The sequence below is a fragment of the Fulvivirga imtechensis AK7 genome (assembly GCF_000331535.1).
GTDB lineage: Bacteria > Bacteroidota > Bacteroidia > Cytophagales > Cyclobacteriaceae > Fulvivirga > Fulvivirga imtechensis.
Window position 1 is genome coordinate 1 of the sequence record NZ_AMZN01000114.1, and the last position, 24,332, is coordinate 24,332.

The following is a 24,332-nucleotide window of genomic DNA, read 5'->3' on the forward strand; positions in this document are numbered from 1 at the left end:
GCAGGCATTGAAATTTAGCCATTTACTCACAGCCTTGACTTTTTTTGTTATCCCGAATGCTTTAATGCTTTCGGGGAACAAAAAAGTAAGACATATGCTATGAAAAGTACAAATAGAGGCAAAAGCACAAACTGAGCAATAAGATGCTATCATCTGATTATCAGCATGTATGAAAACTTGTCAATTGGTACGTGAGGAAGGATCTTCCTATGACCTTCAATAGAGGTTCTTTGCTCGGTTTTCCTGATATGTACACCTTTAATCAGTTTTGTTTATGTCGAACTCACGTTATCTATTACTGACTTTCACTCTTGACCTTTATTAGTCCAAAAAATAGCCCCGGTGTCTGAGCGGTTCAAAAACCATCTGACACCTTAATAAGCACTCACCGAGCTTACAACTTCTCGGTTAACAGCAAATAAAACATCACGTTCTGAAGAGTTGGAAGGCCAAGTTAAGGTATGGTGGCATGGGTCGAAACTAGTCAAGCTTCCCCCTGGCTAAGAACCTTAATGATTCGGTGCGTAGGCACAAGCCCTTGCTCTACCAAAGCGACTATGCGCAGGCGAGTTTGACCTTCACACTTTCTTAAAGTCACTGGGGCTTTCTTAAAGCACTATATATCAGCATGATCAGGCAAGGGTGTAAGTTTTGGCTGGATAATTCATAGTTTTCGTTCTTTTTGGTTATAAAAAATTTTGCAATAGTTCATTTTTGCAAAAGGATATTTGTTAAAAAGAATGTGGTTACATTTTAGTCATTAGTTCTATTAATATAGTTTTTAGCAATTAATATTATAGCAAAAATAAAAATCATTTTATTTCTTTGAAGCTATTGATTTTTGTAATACATTTGAATTTGATTTTAATTTTATTTAATTTATATATATAGTTATATTTTTTCATTAATCATGAGATGCAATTTATGAAAGCAAATTTTACAAGAAAGAAGCATCTGGTTATAAGCTTCTTATGTTTGGCATTTATGGGTTGTTCGGGTCACCTGCTTGCGCAAGGTGAACAAAACAGCGGAATCGACATAGGTGACTATATCATAGGAGCTAAGGCCGGTGTTAACTTTAATTCGTTTACTCAGCCAGGTACTACCTTAGGAGGTAACGCAGGTGGATACTTTAGGTATCAGTTACTAGAATTCCTACAGGTGCAGGGTGAGATCGTTTACAGTCTTAAGGGCGGAGGTCGGCACGAATTTAACAGAAGTTTCTATGGTGTGCCTGGCCCGGATTGGAGTGCAGGAGATATTGACGGGCCTATAACTTCGGTCACCGCTCTCAATCGGTCCGTTTTACTTCATAGTGTTGAGGTGCCTGTTTCCATACGATTGGGACTGCCAGAACTTTCAGGTTCGGCAATTGAGCCTAAGTTTATTATAGGAGCGAGCTACTCATATAATTTTGCTGTCTTTGAACAGCATGATAAGCTCTTCTATTTTGAGAACGGCAGCAGATTTCTACTGTCCAATCAGGAAGAAAATGTTAGCGCTGACTACTACAAACACAATATAGCCATTCATGGTGGTTTTGCTGTTGATTACAATCTGAGCAATGGCAAAATATTCACAACAGAATTCAGGTACCAAAGGGGCATCACCAATCTGAATGAAGTTAACCTGGGACTTCCAGAAACTACTGATAGATTGTTCTCTCAGACTTTTAACATTAACGTTTCCTATAGCATATTTTAATCCTTTTTAACAAGTAATAAATTTAACTACGATACACAATGAAGAATGCAAAAAATCTACTATTTGCTTTATTTGGGGTATTTATTTTTTTAGGTACTTCATGTAATGATGATTTTTCAGAGGAAGATCTTCTGAAATTACAAGTGCAGTTGGCTGAGGAGGCCGATTCCCTAAATGCTCAGAGACAATTACGAGCGCTGAACGAAGCAGGGGAATTATTGAGTTTTTCTATCACGATACAAAGTGATAATAGCCAGCCTGTTGAGGGAGCTACTGTGACCTTGTTGAGCCATTTAAAGGGAGAGACATTGGAGGTTACTTCTGATGCTAATGGGGTTGCTAACTTTCCGCAGGTGCCAGTTGGCGGAGCTACTGTTTCTCTTGCGAAAGCTGGTTTTATAGGTTCAACTTTGAACATCGATTTTGGAACTTTGGAATACGGTAGAAATTATACCATCATTGATGGTAATGTTGTACCAACTCCTGTTAATACTTCTGCAGTTGTGGCTATGTTTTCTACTGATGCTGCACAGGGATCAACAGCTACTATCTCCGGGAAGGTGACCATTGAGACGGACGTTACAAACTCTACTAGTGAAGTTCCTCAAGGTATTCAGATCAAGGCTAATTTTGATGACTATGCTGTTATAAGCACTGCTGGTGGCATTACTGTAACCCAATACACCGTTAATGGCAACACCGCATTTGGCGTGGCTGATGTAGATAATACTACTGGTGAATACACAATGGTAGTTCCCGCAACCGCTGGAGGCCTCTACGTTAACCTGCTGGTCCCCAACATCACAGCAACACAGAGAATTGCAGTGAATGGAGTAAATGGGGAATCCTTGGCAGTGCCTGAATACATAGAGATTGAAACATTCTATGGTCCATCTTATCAATATGGCTATGAAACAACAATTCCTAATGTAGCGGGTGCTTATGCCCAGTTTCCGACTCCTCCATCTGCTGGTAGAGGCTTATCTTTAACTTTTGAGCGCATCGGAGAATCTCTGAATAATGAGTTTGATTGGGACATCTATGATAATGTTACAAGTAAATATGATGCTGGAGGGGTAATTTATCAGGTTACCAGCTTTGGCAACGGATATACGTCTTCACCGAGTGTTACAATTACAGATGCTACAGGTACTGGTGCGTATGCAGAGGCATATATTCATTTTGCAATTGATGGGTTAACTATTTCAGATGCCGGGTCTGGTTTTGCAGCGAATTCTACGATCACATTCGATTTATTTTATGATGAAGTGTTGCCTGATGGAACTACCAATGATGATGTTTATAAATCAGGTGGAATCTTGCAAGTGGAAACTGATGGTTCAGGAGCTATTACCCAGGCAGCAGTTAACACCGCTCTGGCAGAAGCCATTTCAAATGAGGATGTATATTTTGATTCTCAAAGTCCACAGGTGATATTTGATCGCGTTGGAGCTATCAAATTGATTTCTCAAACTGGAACAACCAATGCTATTCTTGATGTAACATCCACATCATTTGGACAAGTTTATGAATTTGATTTAGTAGATGGAGGTGATAATTATACAAACCCTTCTATTTCGTTTTCCGGTGGTGGAGCAACATCACAGGCAGTAATGAATGTATTAGCTTTTGAAACGGCCTGGACAATTCAATTAGATAATTCAGGAAATACTTCAGATTATACAATGTTACCTGAAGCAGTATTGTATGAATATACTCCTGCTAATAACGGAGCATCTTCTCAGTTATCGGATCTGAGCTATAAGATGCCGTCAGTTGGAGCAATGGTATTCGACAATTTTATGGACTTCTTAGACGTTTCTGCCGGAGACGTTATTTTTGAAGATCAAACAGCAACCTATAGAACGTTCTATCAAAGTGCTGTTGAACCGAGGCCAATTGTCGAAGAAATTAATGTTGAGCCTGCTTATGCATTAGTTAATATCGGCAGCGAAGGTCAAGTGACGAGCTTGTATTCGATTAACACCGGGGACGGCTATGATCAGAAGTTTGATGTAACAATTATGACCATTGATGGCGCACCAGGATCAGGAGCTGCTATTGATCTTTATGGCTTTACAAGTGCCTCTAGCGCATCTGAAGTTAGCTGGAATGGGAATTATCTTATAACAGACGGAGGATCAGGTTATTTGCAGAATTTAAATATGGATAACTATGTGCCTTACTCAACTAATGGAACTTCTGTAAACGTAAAAACAGGAGAAACATATGTAAGAAATATTAACTATGGAACTGGGGACAGACAAGTTAATATAAATTAAGTTTTATTCGAACTGTTAACAAGAAGGCCGGGCTACATAAAAGTCCGGCTTTTTTTATGGTAGAGGTATTTAATTTAATATTGCACTTATGGTCAAATCTATACTTTGCGTGCTTAAATACCTCAACATCCTTAGCCTCGATGTGGTGGCAGGAGCCTGCATAAGCTCTTATTTCATTGCTGACCTTTTAAATGTGCAGCTTTATTGGGAATCAATTGCCCTGCTTGGATTGACGGTATGGCTGATATATACTTTTGACCATCTTAATGATGCGAAGCAGGTCGGTTGCCTTGCGAGCACCTCACGTCATCGCTTTCATCAGGTATACTTTAAAGAGCTTACCCTGACTTCAATAGCAGTACTTTTTTTTGCAGCTTTTCTTATGTTTCAGGTGCCAGTATCAACGGTTGTCTGGGGGGCGGCCCTGGCTTGTTTGGTCATTGCGTATTTTTTTATGCTCTTCTTGATGAAACTGAAGGCTGTATATCATAAGGAAATCATGATCGCACTTTTGTATGCTGCTGGGATCATGCTTGCCCCGTTGAGTGTCTTTAAAGGTGCATTAAATATGAATATCCTTTTGATATTCTCCCAATTTACCCTGCTGGCGTTTACCAATCTACTTACCTTTGCCGTTTTTGAGATACATTCTGACGAAAAGGACGACTTTCCATCATTAGCAAGATTAATAGGAGAAGGCAGGGCAATTTTGTTGTTGAGGATCTTTATTGTAATTCAGCTCTTAATTACATTAACACTTTGCTTCCAACCGGATTTACGTTCTCTTGAAGAGATACTTGCGCTGATGGTAGCTCTCTTGGGCGGTGTAGTATTTCTGCGAACTTATTTTATTAAAATGGAGGTATACAGAATAGTTGGTGACGCCATATTTTTAGTGCCACTTATTGGTATCCTGGTTAACTGAACAAGGTGAATAAAGGTAATTTTAATACGGTAGCTTTTATATACGATAAGCTCGCCGGACTGGTATTTGGCCGGTCAATTATATATGCTCAGGTCTGTCATTTAAGGGCCGTTCAGCCGGGATCACATATATTGATCGTTGGTGGTGGTACAGGATGGATACTTGAAGAATTAGATCAGTTGAAAATGGCGCTTGCTGTCACCTATGTGGAACCGTCTTCAGCTATGATATGCAGAGCCATGAAACGGCAGCCTTTTAAATACATTCATGTTGATTTTATATCTGCTGGATATGATGGAGTTTCTGCCGGGAAGGAATATGACATTCTGATCACTAACTTTTTTCTGGATCTTTTCAAAGAGGAGCATTTGGATAGGGTGCTTAAAGGCTTATACACCTTGCTGAAACCCAATGGACTATGGCTTGTAACAGATTTTGTCAATACAGATAAGTATTGGCAAAAGGCGCTTGTAAGGGCAATGTACGTATTTTTCCGGCTTACCACACAAATTGAGGCTGATTGTCTTCAGGATTATGCTACAAAATTAGTAGCAATGAAAATGTCAAAAGCCAGCGAAAGGCAGTTTTACCACGGCATGATCAAAAGCTGGCTTTTTGTAAAACCATTGACACCTTAGCCCGCCAGGGTTGTGTTAATGGTTATTTTGCCATGAAGAGTTTTATGTACTGGACACTTATCTGCAATCTCCATTAGCCGTTGTCGTTGATCGGAGCTTAGCTCGCCAATTAATTCGATCTCCCTTTCGATGTGATCAATTTTTGCATTGGCATCCTCACTTGACTCACAGTCTTTCTCATGTATTTGATTATGTTGTAAATGTACCTTAACTTCTTCCAAAGGCCATTTTTTGCGATCAGCGTACATGCGGAGTGTAATGCTGGTACACGAACCTAATCCTGCTATCAGCAGGTCATAGGGAGTAGGGCCTAAGTCATTTCCCCCCAATTTTTCCGGCTCATCAGCCAACAGTGAATGGTCGCCTGCTTGAATTTGGGTAGTATAGCCCTCGTCACCCGTTCGGCACAAGACCTGCTTATCTGTTGATAAGGGTTCTTTTTTAGGGATTTTGATATAGCGTGTTACCCACGAGGCGATCATATTGCCAGCATAAAGTGAATCTTCTTTTTTGGATAGCAGATGATCGGCACCATCCAGCGTAATGAAGCTTTTAGGATGCCGTGCATCCTGGTATAATTGTCTGGCATTGTCAATATCAACCACCTCGTCATGGGGAGAATGCATGATCAGAAGCGCCTTATTCATGCTTTTAAGAGCTCGTGGCATATTTGCTACTTCCAAATCATGGAGAAAGTGCTCTTTTACGGTAAAAGGCCTTCCACCAATATTTACAGTAGCCTCTCCCTTTTCTTTGATTAAATCCAGACTTTCCTGAAAAAGATTTTTTACATGTAGTGGGTCGGCAGGAGCCCCTAAGGTGACCACCGCTTTTACATTATCCATTTCTGTGGCGCTTGCCAAAACAGCAGCGCCACCAAGGGAATGACCGATCAAAATGGAAGGGGGTCGATAGTTGTCTTTCAGAAAGTGATAAGCCGCTACAAGATCGCTGATATTTGATGAAAAATTCGTGCCGGTAAACTCGCCTTCACTTTCTCCAAGACCGGTAAAGTCAAATCTCAGTACTGCGATATGATTGAGCGAAAGCGTTCGGCTAATGTTTACAACTGCAGAGAAATTTTTTGAACAAGTAAAACAATGAGCAAAAATAGCGTAGGCTACCGGATCGTTGTCAGCAGGCATTTCCAGTTTGGCAGAAAGTTCTACGCCCTGGTCATTATAAAAGGTGATACGTTGAGAATTCATCGCTACAATAACTGGTTAAACCTCAATTTGTTTAGATTTGTAGTTTTATATTGTCGTATTGTTAACAAAACTGTTCCTAATTAACAAATTACTTACAAGCACCTTGAATCTGCATGAAGAAAAAGCTACCTTGTAGAGTTAATATGGAAATATTTTCTGATGCCCGGATATGAGTCAACTTAGTACAGATCGCTTCTTTATCAATGAGCTTATAGAGGAGAATGCCGATGCGATCTTTATGCTCGATAGCCACTTAAAACTAGTTGCATGGAATAAGAAAGTGGAGCAGATGCTCAAGGTGTCTAAAACCCTCGCATTAGATAAGCCGGTTGGTAAGGTTATTCCTGAATTTTCGGACAATTACTTTAAAGAAGCGGTGCAGCGGGCGTTTGACTCCAAACCTACTGCTTCAGAAAAGATATACAGTATTGGAAAAGGAGGTGTTGTCCATGTTAAGCTAAGTTTTTCTCCATCAGGAGTACCTGATATGGATAAACTTTGCATGGTGCTTCTTCGCACGGTTGATATCGAGGAAGTATCCAGCCGCTTTAAATCTCTGATCTCCGAATCACCTATCGCAACAGCCATATTCAGACCTGATGGCCGACCCAAATATTTTAATCCGGCTTATAATCAGCTTTGGGGAGCAAAAAAAGAATTGGCTGAAATTGTACTTAGCACCTACAACATTTTCGCTGATGAACAGTTGCTTGAGCTTGGTATTATGCCCTTTATACAGAAAGGGTTTACCGGGCAGACTGCAGAGATACCTCCAGTTGCATATAATCCTTATGAAACAGCGTCCTTACGGATGTTGGGTTTGCGTGGCAAGAAGTATGTCAAAGGGCATATTTTTTCCGTGAAAGATGAGCGCGATGAAGTTGAGGAAGTGGTGCTGGTTTTGTCTGATGTCACTTTTCAAAAGCAGGCTGAGGAAATATTGACAGATACTCATTTGAAGTTTCAACTGCTTACACTGGGGTTGCCGGGGGTTATTTATGAATTTGAGGAAAATGCCAACGGGAATTCAAGATTCAGATATATCAGCCAGGGGTGTAATGAGATGTTTGGGCTTTCGCCGGAGGAGATTATGCATGATGCAGGTGTTATCAATGAACTGGTTCACCCTGATGACCTTGAAGGGTTCTTATCTTCTTCCGTCAATTCTCAGGATAAAAATTCGGAATGGCAATGGGAGGGTAGAATTATCATTGAAGGCCGGGAAAAATGGATAGAAGGGAAGTCCAGTCCGGCACGGCAAAAAGACGGAACCGTTATCCGGTATGGGCTACTTCTTGATATTACAGAAAAGAAAGAAGTTGAGAAAAGGTACCGTATCACTGAAGAGCGCCTGCAACTGGCACTCCAGGGCGCTGACCTCGGACTATGGGAATGGGATCTGACAGGATATAAAACCATTTTTAATAAGGCATGGGCATCTAAGTTTGGATATGATCATTATGAATTAGAGTTAAAATTCGATGACTGGGAGAAGCTTATTCACCCTGATGACCTGCCGAATGTTAAAAAGCAACTGAACGACCATTTTCTTGGAAAGTCGGAGTATTTTGAAGTCGAGTACCGGTTTAGAATGAAAACCGGAGAGTATCGTTGGATACTGGACAAAGGCAGGGCGGTAAAGCGCGATGAAACGGGCAATGTAGTAAAGGCTTCGGGCACCTATCTTGATATAAATGAGAAGAAAAGAACGCAGATCCTTATCCAGAGAAATGAGCAGTTGTTCACTCAGTTGTTTGAAAACTCCCCTTTAGGCATTGTATTACTTGACGAGAAGCATCAGGTAATGAAGATGAACCAGGGGTTTAAAGATATGTTTGGCTTTTCCGAAGAGGAGATCATTGGCAATCAGCTCAATAATATACTGGTGCCGAAAGATATGCGGCAAGAGGCTATGGATATTAATATGCTTACCGTTAGCGGGAAAGTGGCCATGTTGGAATCCAAAAGAAACCATAAGAATGGCAGCCTTGTGCCGGTGATCATATATGGGGTGCCGGTGACTTTTGATAACAGGACCATCGGTATTTACGGCATCTATGTTGACATTACGGACAGAACCAAAGCTGAAAATGAGCTTCAGGTCAGGAATAATGAACTGGACAACTTTGTGTATAAAGTGTCTCATGATCTGAGGGCTCCATTATCTTCTATATTAGGTCTTGTGAATTTGGCGCATCACCAGGAAAATGATGACGATCTTCATCAGTACATAGGTCTAATTGAAAATCGGGTAAAGCAGTTAGACCACTTCATCAATGACGTGTTAAGTCATTCTAAAAACCTGAAACTGGCCATCACGATCGATCCAATTGATTTCAGGCAGGTAATTGATAACTGTTTTATGGACCTGAGTTATCTGCCAAAAGCCAATAAGGTACATAAGGAAATAAACATCTCTCATCAACCTTTTTTCAGCGACAAATGGCGGATCAATGAGATTTTTAGAAATTTGATATCCAATGCGATCAAGTACCTTAACCCGGATATAGATAATCCTTTCGTTAAGATAGATATAGTGGTTACGAGACGATCAGCAGTAATAAAATTCAAAGATAATGGCATAGGCATTGAGAAGGAGACATTGCCTAAAGTATTTGAGATGTTTTATCGGGCCACGGAATACTCAGAAGGCTCGGGAATAGGGTTGTACATCGTTAAAAATGCTATAGAGAAACTGGGTGGTAAAATTCGTGTAGGCAGCAAACCAGGAATTGGTACCTTTTTTAATATCACTATTCCAAACCGTAAAGAAGAGTGGCTAAAGCTCAAAAATGAGAAATAATCTCTTATTATTGCGGTATGATGCAAGTTATAGAGGTAAACTCAAAAGCCCTTTCTAAAAAATTTATTGCCCTTCCGGTAAAGCTATATAAAAACGAGCCAAACTGGATCAGGCCACTGGATAAAGATATAGATAACGTATTTGACCCTGACAAGAATAAAACTTTTCGCCATGGTGAATGTATTCGTTGGCTGGTCATAGATGCTAAAGGAGAGCCCGCTGGGCGGATTGCAGCTTTTATAAATAAAAAGACCGTAAGCAAAGACAATGATCAACCCACAGGAGGGGTAGGTTTTTTTGAATGTGTTAATGACAAGGATGCTGCTTTTTTGCTTTTTGACACAGCAAAGAAATGGCTGGAAAGCAAAGGCATGGAGGCTATGGATGGTCCTGTGAATTTTGGAGAGAGAGATAAGTGGTGGGGCCTGCTGGTAGATGGTTTTCATATAGAACCCAATTATTGCTGCAACTATAATTTTCCGTATTACCAGGAATTATTTGAAGCCTATGGATTTCAGGTGTACTTTAAGCAGTTCACTTTTGGTCGTAAAGTACGGGATCCCTTCTCGCCCCGGCTGATGGAAAAAGCTGAAAAGGTGATGAAAGAGCCGGGATACACTTTTCGCCATCTGGAGATAGGTAAACTTGACAAGTACACGGAGGATTTTCGTATTGTCTACAATAAAGCCTGGGCCAGGCATAAAGGTGTCGCGGAGATGTCATCTCTGCAGGCAAAAAATGTGATCAGGCAGATGAAGCCTATTATTGATGAAAAGATCATTTGGTACGGGTACTACAATGATGAGCCGGTTGCCTTTTATATTAACCTGCCAGAGGTAAATCAGATATTTAAACATGTTAATGGGAAGCTGGATCTGATCGGAAAACTAAAGTTTCTATGGCATAAGTATACCAAGAGTTGCAATAAAATGCTGGGTCTTGTATTCGGCATAGTGCCGGAGCATCAGGGTAAAGGACTGGAAGGGGCACTGGTAATGGCTACCGCTCAAATGGTGCAGAAGGACTACCAGCGCTATGATGATCTGGAGATGAACTGGATTGGTGATTTTAACCCTAAAATGATCAGAGTCGTAGAGCAGGTGGGTGGTGATATTGTGAAAACGCATATTACCTACAGGAAACTTTTTGATGAAAGCAAGCCCTTTAAACGCTGTCCGGTACAGTAAAAGCTCTTAATGATGGGTTGGTGGAATTTTAGGTCTAGATTTCTTTTAAAAAATTTGCTCAAAGGGCTTATGGCTCTGACTGTGATTGTGATAGCCTATATATTCCTTCAAAAGTATACTGCATTTGACGTTTTCATAGATCATATTGGCAAATGGCCGGTGATTGTATATACAGTCTTTATTCTATCAGAGGTGATCTTTGGCATTATCCCTCCTGAATTATTTATGATATGGTCGACAAAGAGCGGAGCATTTGAGTGGTATGGTCTCAATGTATCGCTGCTGGCTGTTATTTCTTATTCAGCCGGAGTTCTGGGTTACTTCATTGGTACGCACCTGCAAAACGTTGGTATATTTCGGAATATTTTTAAGCGATATATCAAGCGGTATCAAAATACATTAAACCGGTACGGAGGTTTTCTGATCTTTGTCGCAGCCATTACCCCCTTGCCTTTTTCTGCTATTTGCATGTTGGTAGGGGCCACCGGGTATAACTTCTACAAATTCCTTTTGATAGCCACCACCCGACTGCTCAGGTTTGCTGCATATTCCTTTGTGATATATCAAGCAAATATTTAAGCCAATTAGCGATTTAACCGTTACCTTTGCCGCTCCTTATTTTTCAGCATGATCAGGAAAAAGCTATTGCCTGCAGCATTAAAATATAGATAATGAATACTGTAAAAGGAAAAACCGGTGTTTTGCTCATTAATTTAGGTACTCCTGACAGCCCGTCAGTGGGTGATGTGCGCTCTTACTTATCTCAATTCCTGAATGATCCAAGGGTAATTGATATCCCCTGGCTATTGAGGAAAATGCTGGTAAACCTGATCATCGTACCTTTCAGAGCTCCAAAATCGGCAAAAGTTTACAAATTAGTTTGGACAGAAAACGGCTCTCCATTGCTTTACTACAGTGAAAAAGTTCGGGAGCTATTGGATAATGCACTTGGTGGTGACTATACTGTACACCTGGCTATGAGATATAAAAATCCCTCCATTCCGGCTGTTCTGGAGGAAATGAGGAAACTCAATTATACACGTATTGTGGTATTGCCGATGTTCCCTCAGTATGCTTCTGCTTCTACCGGCTCAGCTCTTGATGAAGTGATGAGGGTAATTCGCAAATGGTGGGTGATACCTGAACTCAAAATTATTAGTCAATACTACGACCATCCAAAATTTATTGACGGGATCGTTGAAAGGGCCACAAAATATAACCTGAACGACTACGATCATATATTATTTTCGTACCATGGGTTGCCTGTAAGGCAGGTGGATAAGGTGTATAATGACGGATTATGTTCAGACCGTGACTGCGAGCACACCATAACACAGGAAAACCAATATTGCTATAAGGCTACTTGCTATGCTACTACCCGGTTAATAGCAGAAAGGCTGAATCTTGATGAAAGCCGCTACACGGTGTGCTTCCAATCACGCCTCGATAAAGAGTGGCTCGAGCCATTTTCAGACAAAGTTGTAGAGCAAAAAGCCAAAGAAGGCGCAAAGAAGTTATTAGTATTCTCCCCTGCTTTTACTGCCGATTGCCTGGAAACGATTATTGAGATCGGAGAAGAATACCAGGAGATATTTGAAAAGCATGGCGGTGAGAAAGTCCAGCTCGTTGAAAGCCTTAATGACAGCCCGATTTGGGTGGAGTGTTTGAAGGAGTTGGTGGAGGGGAAATGATGATAAGGTTTCGGTAAAAGACTGGAAGGTGAGCGTTGGTTGGAAGAGGGCACGCGTTACACTATCGCTAAAACGCGCACCAGTTTTCAGTCAACCTTCCAGACCAGTTCATTGTTCAACCGGCAAACTCCCCGGCTGGCCCCACTCCGCCCACGATCCGTCATAAACTGATTTCTGATTTTTAATATCAGCTAACTCACTGGCTAAAAGCAAAATACAGGCTGTAACTCCCGATCCGCAACTAAAAACCAATGGCTTTCCCTGTGGCTCAAGCATTTTAAAAATTTTTTTCAGATCACTTTTGGGCTTGAAAAAACCATTGTCGAGTACTGTAGAAAAGGGAATATTCTTTGACCCGGGGATGTGTCCCTTTCTTAAACCCTCCCGAGGTTCAGGAGCCATACCATCAAAGCGCTCCCTCGATCTGGCATCAATGATAACAGCCTCCTTAGAGAGGAGATTATTTTTTACAAAATCGACATCTTTTACAAACTCAGGCAGAAAATTGGATTTAAAATTACCCGGGTGATACTTCTCTTCTTTAACAGGTTGGGTTTCAAACCCCTGTTTTATCCAGGCAGGCAGACCCCCGTCCAAAACGGAAATATTTTCATGCCCCATGGCTTTAAACATCCACCAAACCCTGGGGCTAAAGTATGTCCCAAGGTTATCATATATAACAATTTTGCTATTTTTAGATATCCCGAGTTTTTGACACTCATCTTCAAACTCTTTGGGAACAGGAAGCATGTGAGGTAAAAGGCTATTCTTGTCACTGAACGTATTTTCCAAATCAAACCACCGGGCTCCTTTAATCTGTATTTCCCCCAATTCGGCTTTATCACCTGATTTATTTTTCTTCTCACTCGCATCGAGAATTACCAGATTGGGATCGTTTAGGTTCTTATCGAGCCACTGTGAAGAGACAATCATTTTCTTTACACTTTGCGCCCGGCTCTCAGCCCTCATCGCTCAGCCTCTACTTGTTTGTAAAATTCAGCGAGCTTTTCCACCGTATAATCTATTTCCTCAGGCCGGTTGTACTTGCTAAAGGAAAATCTCACCGCACCGCGGTTAGGGTCTGCTTTTATACCGGCCAAAACGTGGGAGCCCGTGCTGGCGCCACTGGAGCAGGCGCTTCCTCCCGATGCTGAGATCCCATTGATGTCAAGGGTGAACAGAAGCATGTCGTTATCCGGTGATTCCGGTAAGCATACATTCAGAACAGTATATAAACTCCTTTCAGGATTGGCGGAATCTCCGTTAAAGGATATCCCTTCTATACTTCTTTTAAGCTTTTCGATCATCCGGTTTTTCAGGCCTTGTATATAATTATGGTGTTCTTCCATATCGCGGTAGCATATTTCTAAAGCCTTGGCCAGACCAATAATTCCATAGACATTTTCCGTACCCCCGCGCATATTTCTCTCCTGGGCGCCTCCGTGGATGTAGGGACTAATCTTGCTGTCCTTTTTTATGTACATAAACCCGGCGCCTTTTGGGCCGTGAAATTTGTGAGCAGCTCCCGTTATGCAATGTACATTAAGGTTTTTTAAGTCATGTCTGTAGTGCCCTACAGTTTGCACTGTATCCGAATGAAAAACGGTATCATATTTTTCACAGAGATCTCCGATGGCGGAGAGGTCGTTGATGTTGCCAATCTCATTGTTTGCATGCATAAGAGATACCAATGACCTGCTGTTGTTTTTCAACAATTCCTCGAGGTGTTCAAAAACAACATGTCCTTTCTCATCCAACTCAACATAGCTCAACTTGATCTTGCCTTGTTTTTCGAGATTTTCCATGGTATGCAGCACTGCGTGATGCTCAATACGAGAAGTAATAGCATGCTTCAATCCGTAGGTATCTATATTGCTGCATATGATGGCATTGTCAGCTTCAGTACCACCGGAGGTGAAGAAGATCTCTCCTGTTGAGGCATTGAGCAATTCTGCTACCTGCTTACGGGCATATTCTATCGCAGATCGTACCTTTCTGCCATGCGAATGAATAGAAGAAGGGTTGCCATAGTGCTCCAGCAAAAAAGGTTTCATCGCCTCGAATACCTCTTGATCGAGAGGAGTGGTAGCGGCATTGTCAAGATAAACGTTCATGAATAATTCTTATACTTTAGCAGTAATGATATCTTTAATGTCGGAGATCAGTTTATTAGCCAGGTGTTCGGCAGTAGCTTCGGAATCTGATTCGGAATAAATGCGAATAATAGGTTCTGTATTGGATTTCCGCAAATGAACCCATTCACTTTCAAACTCGATTTTTACGCCATCAATGGTGTTCACCTTCTGAGAAGCATACTTTCTTTTAATTTCTTCCAGTATCTCATCTACGTTGATCTGAGGAGTGAGTTCTATTTTATTTTTTGAAATGTGGTAGCTGGGATAAGACCCACGTAAATGGGAGGCTCTTTTCCCTGACTTTGCTAAATGCGTTAAAAACAAAGCTATACCTACCAGTGCATCGCGACCGTAGTGAAGCTCCGGGTATATTACGCCACCGTTTCCTTCACCTCCTATTATAGCATTAACTTTTTTCATTTCCTCTACCACATTTACCTCACCTACAGCAGCCGAGCTATACGATCCCCCTCTTTTTTCTGTCACTACTCTCAATGCCATAGATGACGAGAGGTTGGATACGGTATTTCCTTTATTTGCCGATAGCACATAGTCGGCCACTGCTACCAGTGTGTATTCCTCGCCAAAAGGGGTGCCGTCTTCCTGGATCAGGGCCAGCCTGTCCACATCCGGGTCAACTACTATACCTAAATCATACTTGCCTTTTTCTATCTCGTTGCAGATGTGGTTGAGATTCTCAGGCAGCGGCTCGGGATTATGAGGGAAGTGCCCGTTGGGATCACAATAAATTTCTTTTATATTCTCTACACCAAGAGCCCTGAGAAGCCTGGGTACCGCTATTCCCCCTGTAGAGTTGACACAGTCAATAGCTATCTTAAAGTTTTTCGACTTTATAGCCTCTACATCCACTAAAGGTAGCTCAACGATCTTGTCTATATGCTTATCTATGTAGGTATTGTCTTTACGATATTTTCCCAGTGCTAACACGTCTGCAAATGAATAATTGTCTGCTTCGGCAATCTCAAGCACTTCTGCACCATCGTTGCCGGAGATGAATTCACCTTTATCATTGAGTAGTTTCAAAGCATTCCACTGTACTGGGTTATGACTCGCTGTAAGTATGATGCCGCCAGCAGCTTTTTCTTCAGGCACAGCTATTTCAACTGTTGGTGTAGTAGATAACCCAAGGTCTACCACATCGAGGCCAAGCCCTATGAGAGTATTCACAACAAGGTTGCTTGCCATCTCTCCGGATATTCTTGCATCTCTGCCCACCACAATTTTCTTGATCCCCGTTTTCTTATGCGCCCAGGAGCCAAAAGCGGCAGCAAATTTGACAATATCTATAGGGGTAAGATTGTCACCTGCTTTCCCTCCTATTGTTCCTCTTATTCCTGAAATTGATTTAATTAACGTCACTTTTCTATCTCTTTTATTTCGTGTACAAATTTATGAATTTTTTGAGGCTTATATGACGAAAATATTCAAACATTATTTCCGTTAAACTATTACTCCGGCACAGACAACTGTATTATTTTTATAACTATGTCATTTTCAGATTTATTTATTAGGTATATTGGTCCGTTTTATTTCAAGGTTTAGTACGAAGTATGCTTACATATTTGCTATTCGCTCTCGGCTTTGTGGCACTGGTTAAGGGTGCTGATATGTTGGTGGATGGTGCATCTGCAATTGCCAAAAGGCTCAATATATCTGAAATGATCATTGGTCTTACCATTGTCTCTTTCGGCACCTCCCTGCCTGAGCTCCTGGTGAATATAACGGCCAGTTTTAAAGGAAATCCTGAAATAGCCATTGGAAACATCTTCGGAAGTAATATTGCCAATATTCTTTTGATCCTGGGAATAAGTGCTATGATCCGGCCATTGCCCATTACTAAAAACATATACTTTTCAGAAATCCCTTTTTCCCTGGTGGCAACTCTTTTAGTCGGGTTTTTAGCCAATGCTTCATTATTTTCAGAATTCAGATCCCTGACGCTCAGCAGGCTGGATGGAGGCATTCTGCTTGTTTTCTTTTCGCTATTTATGGGATACATTTATGTGGTGCATCGAAGTAATGTGGCTGCAGGTATCGAAGATGAAACAGCATCAAGCCCAGGTATGTCAATGCAGAAGTCATTAATTTTCATTGCGGTGGGTTTACTGGGGCTATATTTTGGAGGTGAATGGGTCGTAAACGGTGCGGTAAAAATAGCCGGAGAGGCTGGATTGAGTCAAACTTTTATTGGTCTTACGGTGATAGCTGTAGGAACCTCTCTTCCGGAATTGGTAACCTCTGCTGTGGCCGCAAAGAAAGGAAATACAGACATTGCTGTTGGTAATGTTGTAGGCTCCAATATATTTAATTTGTTATGGATACTGGGGGTGAGCGCGCTTATCCGACCATTGCCATTTGATGTTGCCAGCAATACTGATGTGATGATGATCATTTTCTCCAGTGCTCTGCTGCTTTTTGCAGTAGCTGTAGGAAAGGGGGCTCGTATTGTACGATGGGAAGGGGCACTTTTCATCCTGGTATACATCGCATACATTATATACCTGCTAGGAAGAGGGTAATCACTTATTTCTATAAAACAGGCAGTAATGCTAAGGCATGGTTCAATCTAAAACCGGGGGTTATTTTATTTGAACTTTGATATCACCTTGTCTACTTCATTAGTTTCTACCTCGGCTTTCCCACAATCCTCACCGGCAGACACATCCCTTCCGCAATATCCGCAAGTACCCCCGTCTTTGTTCAAATAAGGATTTTGAGAAGCACAGGTGCCTTTAAACTGTCCATTTTTTAAGAAGATCAGCCGAACGGACATCAAACCGAAAAAAAGCGCCACAAAGCCTATTCCTATTAATAAAGTAGTCATGGTTTGTTTATTTTTGTGCAAATTTAGCTATTCATAATTAAAACGTGCGTACTGTATCGAAAGTTTCTAAAAGTCATTGAAATGCCAGACATAAAAACTACTCCGGATCCGAATAGAAAAGCCAAACTTGAAGCCTTTGACAGACTGCTCACCATTATGGATCAACTACGGGAAAACTGCCCCTGGGATAAGAAGCAGACACTGGAAACTCTGCGGCATCTGACGATTGAAGAAACTTTTGAGCTCAGTGATGCCATTATTGAAAATGACCTGGACGAAGTAAAAAAGGAGCTTGGCGACCTGATGTTGCATAATGTTTTTTATGCCCGTATTGCTTCTGAGCGGAATGCCTTTGATGTGGCAGATGTACTTAATGGTGTGTGTAATAAACTGATAGAGCGCCACCCACACATTTATGGTGATGTAGTGGCGGAAGATGAACAAACGGTAAAGGAAAATTGGGAAAAGATAAAGCTCAGGGAGAAAGGGAATAAAAATACATCTGTATTAGGCGGGGTGCCTAAATCTCTCCCGGCATTGGTTAAAGCAATGCGAATCCAGGAAAAAGCGCGTGGCGTGGGATTTGATTGGGAACAGAAAGGGCATGTATGGCAGAAGGTAGAGGAGGAAATGAGGGAGTTTAAAGCTGAATTTAATGCAGAAGATGAGATTATTGACAAAGAAAAGGCACAACAGGAGTTTGGCGACCTGCTGTTTTCGCTGATCAACTACGCACGCTTTGTTGATATCAATCCTGAAGAGGCACTGGAGCGTACCAACAAGAAATTTATTAAGAGGTTTCAATTCCTGGAGGCAGAGTCTGCCAGAGAGGGAAAATCGATTGCCGACATGACCCTTGCAGAAATGGATGAATATTGGGAAAGAGCCAAGCAACATACATAGTACTTTTAATTTTTTGATCCGTACATTGCTGCTGATTTAAATTTTTCCGGTTTTTTGAATTACTTTTATTGATAAATTCCTGTATTTTTCCAGCTCAAATGTTGTCTATGAAACGTTCTTTTTATAGAAATTTGTTTATTGGTAAGGATAATTATATTGAATCCTGGCCATTATACAAAAGGGTAATATTGACTGGCCAAATATCTTCACTATGCATCTCGGCCGGGATATTTTATTTCCTGTTTGACTTCATCAATGGTTCACTAACGGCTTTCTTTACTTACGTATTTCTTGTGGTGTTTTCATTACTATCTTTCTTTTTAAATCGGAACGGATTTTATGTTGCCGCTAAGGTAATAGTGCTTCTTACCGGAAATATTGCCGTATTCACCACATTTGAAATAGAGCTATATGGCACAGGTTCATTTGTCTTTTTTATACCCTGTATATTAGGCGCGTTTACGCTTTTTGGTTATGATGAACGAACAAAAAGCTATATGTTTTCCGCACTGTCAATAGGCCTTTTTCTTTTGTCTCTTTTCTATGATTTTGAATTTATACCATCCACCGATTTTCCTGAGAATAACGTCAATGTCAACTTTGTCATTAATTTCATTCTCAGTTGCCTTACCTGTATTTTTATGATTGGTTTTTTGTTGAGGATCAACAGTCAGTCCGAAGGGTCGCTCATTAAAAGTGAAAGCGCTTTAAGAAAAACGGCAGAAGAGTTAAATATAAGCAAAAAGCGCTTTGAGTTGGCCATACAGGGATCCGGAGCAGGTATTTGGGACTGGAATGCCAGTGATGACAGGCTCTATATATCCCCATACCTTGCCAATTTATTGGATTATGACCTTGACGAAGTTCAGCATCTTACCAGAAGCAGCTTTTTGCAGGTAATTCATGAAGATGACCGGGAACTGTTTAAAAAGCGCCTTGAGGATCATCTGAAGTGGCGGCTTCCCTTTAAAGTGGAGTGTAGATTCAGAAAAGGGGATGGTTCATATATATGGGTGTTGGATACCGGGCAGGCGCAATGGCATAAAAATGGACGCCCAACACGCATGGTGGGTTCCATTATTGATATTACAGAGAGAAAGCAGGCCGAGGAGAAGGTGAAAGAGCAAAATCTGATGCTCGAAAAAACCAATGCCGAACTTGACAGGTTTGTTTATAGCACATCGCATGATCTGCGTGCACCGCTCAGTTCAGTTCTGGGTTTAATCAACATAACCAGAATGTCTGAGAATATTGATGAGCATAAAAGATGCCTCGATATGATGAAAGATCGGATTCATACGCTAAATGGATTCATTGCTGATATTATTGATTATTCCAGAAACAGCAGGCTAAGTGTGATCAAGGAGCCTGTAGTATTGAATGACCTGGTACAGGAATCAATCAGCAATCTGCAATATTTTCAGCAATCTCAGCAAATAAGAATAACTTGTGACGGGGTAGAGGATATTACTTTCATAGGAGACAGGAGTCGGCTCAAGATAATCCTTAATAATATTATTGCCAATGCCATAAAATATCACAACATTGATCAGGCAGATCCATATGTACATATCACAGCGCGACAAGCAGGCAGATGGTTGGAAATAATTGTTTCAGATAATGGCGAAGGCATTGATCCGGAGCTTCTGGATAGGATATTCGAAATGTTTTTTCGTGCTAACGAAAGATCTGAAGGCTCAGGATTGGGCCTTTACATAGCCAAAGAAATGGCTGATAAACTTAGCGGACAGATCAAAGTTAATTCGGTGATCGGGTCGGGTACCACCTTTACATTACGGATCCCGGTTGATCATGTAAACGATAGTATTCAACAAGACAGTATCGCATAAAGATCATTTTACTATCTTTGCGCCCATGGCAAATCAAGACGATAACTTATTAAAGAAAATAGTGGCTCATGCCAAGGAATACGGGTTTGTATTTCCTTCAAGCGAGATATATGACGGTCTGGGCGCGGCCTATGACTATGGTCAGAATGGTGTAGAGTTAAAAAATAATATTAAGAACTATTGGTGGAAGGCCATGGTCCAGATGAATGAAAATATTGTTGGGATAGATGCTGCCATTTTTATGCATCCCACCACCTGGAAGGCGTCTGGTCACGTTGACGCTTTTAATGACCCTCTCATAGATAATAAGGATTCGAAAAAGCGATACAGGGCAGATGTGCTCATAGAGGAGCATATTGCTAAAATTGAAGCCAAAATTGACAAAGAAGTTGATAAGGCTGCGAAGCGTTTTGGTGATAAATTTGATAAAGCTCAGTTTGTGGCTACTAACGAGCGTGTACTACGGTATACGGAGCAGATCGAAATGATCAACGGTAAAATGAAGGCGGCTATTGAAAGCGGCAACTTGAACCAACTCAAAACACTTATTGAAGAGTTGGAAATAGCTGATCCTGTTTCGGGTTCGAAAAACTGGACTGATGTCAGACAGTTCAACCTGATGTTTTCTACAGAGCTTGGGTCTTTGGCTGAGGGGGCGAATAAGATATACCTGCGCCCCGAAACGGCTCAGGGTATATTCGTTAACTTCCTTAATGTGCAAAAAACGGGCAGAATGAAGCTGCCTTTCGGTATTGCTCAGATAGGTAAGGCCTTTAGAAATGAGATCATAGCGCGTCAGTTCATTTTTAGAATGCGTGAGTTTGAGCAGATGGAAATGCAGTTCTTTGTGAAGCCCGGTGAAGAGATGAAGTGGTACGAGCATTGGAAAGCGCAGAGGATCAAATGGCATAAAATATTAGGTCTTGGAGAAGAGAATTACAGGTTTCACGACCACCTGAACCTGGCCCATTATGCCAACGCTGCTTGCGATATAGAATTTAACTTCCCTATGGGCTTCAAAGAGCTTGAAGGGATCCATAGCCGAACGGATTTCGACCTTAAAGCCCATGAGGAATATTCTGGCAAAAAAATACAGTTCTTTGATCATCAGGAGAATAGAAGCTACATTCCTTATGTTATCGAGACATCTATCGGGCTCGATAGGATGTTCCTGGCAATACTTGCCATAGCCTACACCGAAGAAACATTGGAGGACGGCAGTGAACGTACTGTACTGAAAATTCCTGCTGCACTGGCTCCTTGTAAATTGGCTGTGCTGCCACTGCTACAACGTGATAACCTGCCAGAAAAGGGCCGGGAGATCATGGACATGCTGAAGTATGATTTCCAATGCCAATATGATGAGAAAGATACTATCGGAAAACGCTATAGAAGGCATGATGCAATTGGAACGCCTTATTGTGTAACTGTGGATCATCAGACGTTAGAAGATAACACGGTAACACTTCGCGATAGAGATTCTGCACAGCAGGAGAGAATACATATCAACGAATTGAAAAACAAAATAGAAGAGTTGGTTTCTCTGACAGGTTTGCTAAAAAAGATACAGTAATTTGGAGGCAAACCTCGGATACATTTTACTAGGACTTCTGCTTTTTGGGCTGGTCATAGCCGTTTTTTCTGTTTTCAGAGATATTTTCACTTTCTTTTACTCCAAAACCGGAGCGTTTGTGAAACGATACCAGCCTTTGTCGGCTGATCATCAGAATATACTGAGGAAGTATTGCGCATACTATAACCTGCTCTCTTATGAAGATAAACAGCGCTTTCAGAAAAGAGTGCAGCGTTTCATGTATTCGAAGCAGTTTATTCCTCGTGTGTATAAAGAAGTGACAGATGAGATGAGGGTACTGATATCCGCAACAGCAATCCAACTTACTTTTGGGCTGCCACAGATCTACCTCACCCACTTCGATAAGATCCTGATCTACCCGGATTCCTACTACTCCAGGATTACCTGGAAATACCATGTTGGTGAAGTCAATCCACGAATGGGTATGATCATTCTGTCCTGGAAGAGCTTTGTGGATGGATATGCAGACCTTACGGACTCCCTGAATGTAGGGATTCACGAAATGGCCCATGCCATTCATTTTGAGAACAGAATAAGAAATGAAGAATTTGATTTTCTCGATCGCCGGAGTCTGTCCGAACTTGAGCAGATAACTGCACGGGAATTGCCCAAGATCAGGAATGAAGAAGTACATTTTTTCAGAAGCTATGCTGGTACTAATGAGCACGAGTTTTTTGCCGTAGCACTCGAATATTTTTTTGAAAAACCAGTGGAGTTTAAGAAGTCTATTCCGGACCTTTACGGCACATTGTCACGGCTTCTGAACCAGGATCCCGTTGAGTTGTATAGGTTAGTCTAAAAGTCTGTAGCACACCGGTCACCTGTTGCTTGCATTATCCTCCAAAACATTCCTCAGCTCCTCCAGCTTTCTCTTGTTATTGACGTAGATGCCATGCTCCATCCTTGAGGCAAGGAAGGCGAGGACGAAAAAGCCTATGATCAGCAGCACAATCCACATTTCTTTTCCATTGTAGCCCAGGTTTAATGCTGTCAGTATTGCCACAGGCGCTGCATACCAGATCATCACTTGAGACAGTTTTACCTGGTAACTGGCATTGGCAATGGCATGGTTGAGGTCGCCCAGCAGTGACAGATCGAAGCGGTTTTCCCATCTTTTTCTTTGCAGTCTTTTTACGAGTACATATCCCGCTGTAAAAAACATTAAAGCCGCCAAAGTGTAGGTAAAAACATTTCCGCTGGCTTTTACTATCCCCAATCCGAGCACAAAGCCTGCGGCACCAATGTTTACAATGATCAGCAACTTTTCACTGAAATCCACAATGTGGCTGGTCGTTCTTTTCTTAGCGGTAATACGCTGGCGCAATACTTCTTCATTAATGGTATACATCATTTCATTATTTTGTTTGTTCCAGATATTTTTTATTTCGTCAAATTCCATTATTGTAGTCTTTAGATTTTGAGATGAGATGCTGCTTGATACGATGGATCTTAATCCCAATATTGCTTTCCGAGATACCTAGTATTTCAGACATCTCCTTATAGCTAAACCCGTCAAGTAAAAGCAGTGTCAGCGACCTGTCTATTTCATTGAGGTGAGTAATTTGTTCATACAGCCAAGCCAACCGGCTGTCTTCCTGTTGAATATTTTGCTGTAAAAGGTACTCTACATGGTCATATGTGCCTTGCCGGTGCTTTAGTTCGCGTCTGGTCCACTTCATAGCAGTGTTGAGCGCTATGCGATAGAGCCAGGTGCTAACAGCGGACTGTTCTCTAAAACCCGGTATTGAACGCCAGACCTGTATAGCCACCTCCTGAAAGAGGTCGTCCTGATCAGCACGAGTGAAAGCATACGCACGCACTACTTTGAAGAACAGTGGCTGGTGATCCTTCATCCATTTTTGTAATGTCTCAGTCTGTTGTTGTTCAGTCATCTAAATGGTTAGTACCGGAAAGTGATGTGTTTCTTACAAGAAATATAAAAAAATAGTCAGGAGTGGGGAGTCGGAAGTAGGAAGCCGGAAGAATCGCAAAAAAATCTCCCCGTCAGTCCCCGGATTTAATTCCGGGGCTCCTGAGAAGAAGGAGCCAAACGGACTAACCCCGCTCTATAGGCTATGGAAATCCAAAGAACCGGATTTTTTCTTCGCCATTCTATCGTTAGTTTCGTAGACTTCCTTCTGTAGCAGGTCTTCGCAGCGGGGTCCCGGAACAGGGGCCGGGGACAGGTGCGTTTCTAAAATCCGACCAAATGACTATTAACCATGAACAGCTCCAGGAGCAGTGAATTGAGCTCAGAAAGAGAGATTTCCTCCGCCGAGTTTGGTCATTAATGACCTGTATTTCAGGACTTTTCATGCTGTCGGAAGGTTTATATCTGATTTCTAAATCTTAAAATTATTTCTGTGCTACTATGAATCATCACTAAATTATTAAATTTGTACGAAGGGTTCTTAGCTCAGTTGGTTCAGAGCACCTGCTCGACAAGCAGGGGGTCGCTGGTTCGAGTCCAGTAGGACCCACCATCCAAAGCATAGCTTGTCTATGCTTTTTTCTTTAACCGTAAAAGGACGAGAAGCCAGTCCCGATGTAGCGGAGCGGATATCGGG

General features: G+C 41.5%; 20 protein-coding genes and 1 tRNA gene. 14 read left to right on the forward strand and 7 right to left on the reverse strand.

Translation table 11 applies throughout. The features are described from left to right. The first annotated feature begins 924 nt into the window (after positions 1 to 924). From C900_RS25410 to C900_RS25425, 4 genes are all read left to right on the forward strand, one after another. Positions 925 to 1,704, forward strand: coding sequence for an outer membrane beta-barrel protein (locus C900_RS25410; RefSeq protein WP_009583274.1), 780 nt, complete (start codon positions 925 to 927; stop codon positions 1,702 to 1,704). Between the two features lie 38 nt (positions 1,705 to 1,742). Then, positions 1,743 to 3,986, forward strand: a complete 2,244-nt coding sequence (locus C900_RS25415; protein WP_009583275.1) for a carboxypeptidase-like regulatory domain-containing protein — start codon at positions 1,743 to 1,745, stop codon at positions 3,984 to 3,986. An 88-nt stretch (positions 3,987 to 4,074) separates the two neighbouring features. After that, positions 4,075 to 4,911 (forward strand): hypothetical protein, encoded by an 837-nt coding sequence (locus tag C900_RS25420; protein ID WP_009583276.1) that lies wholly within the window; start codon positions 4,075 to 4,077, stop codon positions 4,909 to 4,911. Between the two features lie 5 nt (positions 4,912 to 4,916). Next, positions 4,917 to 5,549 (forward strand): class I SAM-dependent methyltransferase, encoded by a 633-nt coding sequence (locus tag C900_RS25425; protein ID WP_009583277.1) that lies wholly within the window; start codon positions 4,917 to 4,919, stop codon positions 5,547 to 5,549. Here the strand turns inward: C900_RS25425 and C900_RS25430 are convergent. Continuing rightward, a complete protein-coding gene (locus tag C900_RS25430; RefSeq protein ID WP_009583278.1) occupies positions 5,546 to 6,757 on the reverse strand; it encodes a bifunctional alpha/beta hydrolase/OsmC family protein in 1,212 nt (403 codons plus the stop codon). The two genes, C900_RS25425 and C900_RS25430, sit on opposite strands and share 4 nt — an antisense overlap. Before the next feature lie 169 nt (positions 6,758 to 6,926). On the opposite strand from C900_RS25430, the gene C900_RS25435 reads away from it, so the two are divergent. The 4 genes from C900_RS25435 (at position 6,927) to hemH (ending at position 12,438) form a co-directional block, all read left to right on the forward strand. Then, entirely contained in the window at positions 6,927 to 9,560 is a 2,634-nt protein-coding gene (locus C900_RS25435; protein WP_009583279.1) for a PAS domain S-box protein, read from the forward strand. Between the two features lie 20 nt (positions 9,561 to 9,580). Continuing rightward, positions 9,581 to 10,747 (forward strand): hypothetical protein, encoded by a 1,167-nt coding sequence (locus C900_RS25440; RefSeq protein WP_040497561.1) that lies wholly within the window; start codon positions 9,581 to 9,583, stop codon positions 10,745 to 10,747. 69 nt (positions 10,748 to 10,816) lie between these two features. Further along, positions 10,817 to 11,326, forward strand: a complete 510-nt coding sequence (locus C900_RS25445; RefSeq protein ID WP_157494218.1) for a YqaA family protein — start codon at positions 10,817 to 10,819, stop codon at positions 11,324 to 11,326. A gap of 92 nt (positions 11,327 to 11,418) precedes the next feature. Next, the gene (gene hemH / locus C900_RS25450) at positions 11,419 to 12,438 is read left to right on the forward strand and encodes a ferrochelatase (RefSeq protein ID WP_009583282.1); all 1,020 of its coding nucleotides are present in this window, start codon (positions 11,419 to 11,421) and stop codon (positions 12,436 to 12,438) included. Positions 12,439 to 12,546: 108 nt separating this feature from the next. Here hemH and C900_RS25455 read toward each other — a convergent pair whose 3' ends face one another. Genes C900_RS25455 through glmM form a run of 3 tightly spaced genes read right to left on the reverse strand, consistent with a single transcriptional unit; the run spans position 12,547 to position 15,953 of the window. Further along, positions 12,547 to 13,371 carry a sulfurtransferase gene (locus tag C900_RS25455; protein WP_040497562.1) on the reverse strand — a complete coding sequence of 275 codons (825 nt, stop codon included), beginning with the start codon at positions 13,369 to 13,371 and terminating at the stop codon, positions 12,547 to 12,549. 32 nt (positions 13,372 to 13,403) lie between these two features. Beyond that, a complete protein-coding gene (locus C900_RS25460; protein WP_009583284.1) occupies positions 13,404 to 14,552 on the reverse strand; it encodes a cysteine desulfurase family protein in 1,149 nt (382 codons plus the stop codon). Between the two features lie 9 nt (positions 14,553 to 14,561). After that, positions 14,562 to 15,953 carry a phosphoglucosamine mutase gene (gene glmM / locus C900_RS25465; RefSeq protein ID WP_009583285.1) on the reverse strand — a complete coding sequence of 464 codons (1,392 nt, stop codon included), beginning with the start codon at positions 15,951 to 15,953 and terminating at the stop codon, positions 14,562 to 14,564. 191 nt (positions 15,954 to 16,144) lie between these two features. Here glmM and C900_RS25470 point away from each other — a divergent pair, with 191 nt between their 5' ends. Continuing rightward, entirely contained in the window at positions 16,145 to 17,113 is a 969-nt protein-coding gene (locus tag C900_RS25470) for a calcium/sodium antiporter (RefSeq protein WP_009583286.1), read from the forward strand. 65 nt (positions 17,114 to 17,178) lie between these two features. On the opposite strand, the gene C900_RS25475 is transcribed toward C900_RS25470, so the two are convergent. Next, positions 17,179 to 17,418: a hypothetical protein gene (locus C900_RS25475; RefSeq protein WP_009583287.1), complete on the reverse strand. Its 240-nt coding sequence runs from the start codon at positions 17,416 to 17,418 to the stop codon at positions 17,179 to 17,181. Positions 17,419 to 17,499: 81 nt separating this feature from the next. Here C900_RS25475 and mazG point away from each other — a divergent pair, with 81 nt between their 5' ends. The 4 genes from mazG to C900_RS25495 all read left to right on the forward strand — a co-directional run bounded on the left by mazG (position 17,500) and on the right by C900_RS25495 (position 22,564). Next, complete coding sequence (gene mazG, locus C900_RS25480; RefSeq protein WP_009583288.1) at positions 17,500 to 18,321, forward strand: nucleoside triphosphate pyrophosphohydrolase; 822 nt, start codon at positions 17,500 to 17,502, stop codon at positions 18,319 to 18,321. Between the two features lie 107 nt (positions 18,322 to 18,428). Continuing rightward, complete coding sequence (locus C900_RS29005; RefSeq protein ID WP_009583289.1) at positions 18,429 to 20,171, forward strand: sensor histidine kinase; 1,743 nt, start codon at positions 18,429 to 18,431, stop codon at positions 20,169 to 20,171. 25 nt (positions 20,172 to 20,196) lie between these two features. Then, positions 20,197 to 21,744, forward strand: a complete 1,548-nt coding sequence (locus C900_RS25490; protein ID WP_009583290.1) for a glycine--tRNA ligase — start codon at positions 20,197 to 20,199, stop codon at positions 21,742 to 21,744. Between the two features lies 1 nt (position 21,745). Beyond that, positions 21,746 to 22,564 (forward strand): zinc-dependent peptidase, encoded by an 819-nt coding sequence (locus C900_RS25495; protein WP_157494220.1) that lies wholly within the window; start codon positions 21,746 to 21,748, stop codon positions 22,562 to 22,564. Between the two features lie 18 nt (positions 22,565 to 22,582). Here C900_RS25495 and C900_RS25500 read toward each other — a convergent pair whose 3' ends face one another. Together C900_RS25500 and C900_RS25505 are read right to left on the reverse strand one after the other, a co-directional pair. Then, positions 22,583 to 23,164 carry a hypothetical protein gene (locus C900_RS25500; protein WP_009583293.1) on the reverse strand — a complete coding sequence of 194 codons (582 nt, stop codon included), beginning with the start codon at positions 23,162 to 23,164 and terminating at the stop codon, positions 22,583 to 22,585. Then, on the reverse strand, positions 23,154 to 23,657 hold the full coding sequence (locus C900_RS25505) for an RNA polymerase sigma factor (RefSeq protein WP_009583294.1): 504 nt from the start codon (positions 23,655 to 23,657) through the stop codon (positions 23,154 to 23,156). Before C900_RS25505 ends, C900_RS25500 begins: the two co-directional genes overlap by 11 nt. Before the next feature lie 513 nt (positions 23,658 to 24,170). Between C900_RS25505 and C900_RS25510 the strand changes: the two genes are divergently transcribed. Then, a tRNA-Val gene (locus tag C900_RS25510) sits at positions 24,171 to 24,248 on the forward strand. Positions 24,249 to 24,332: the final 84 nt, after the last annotated feature.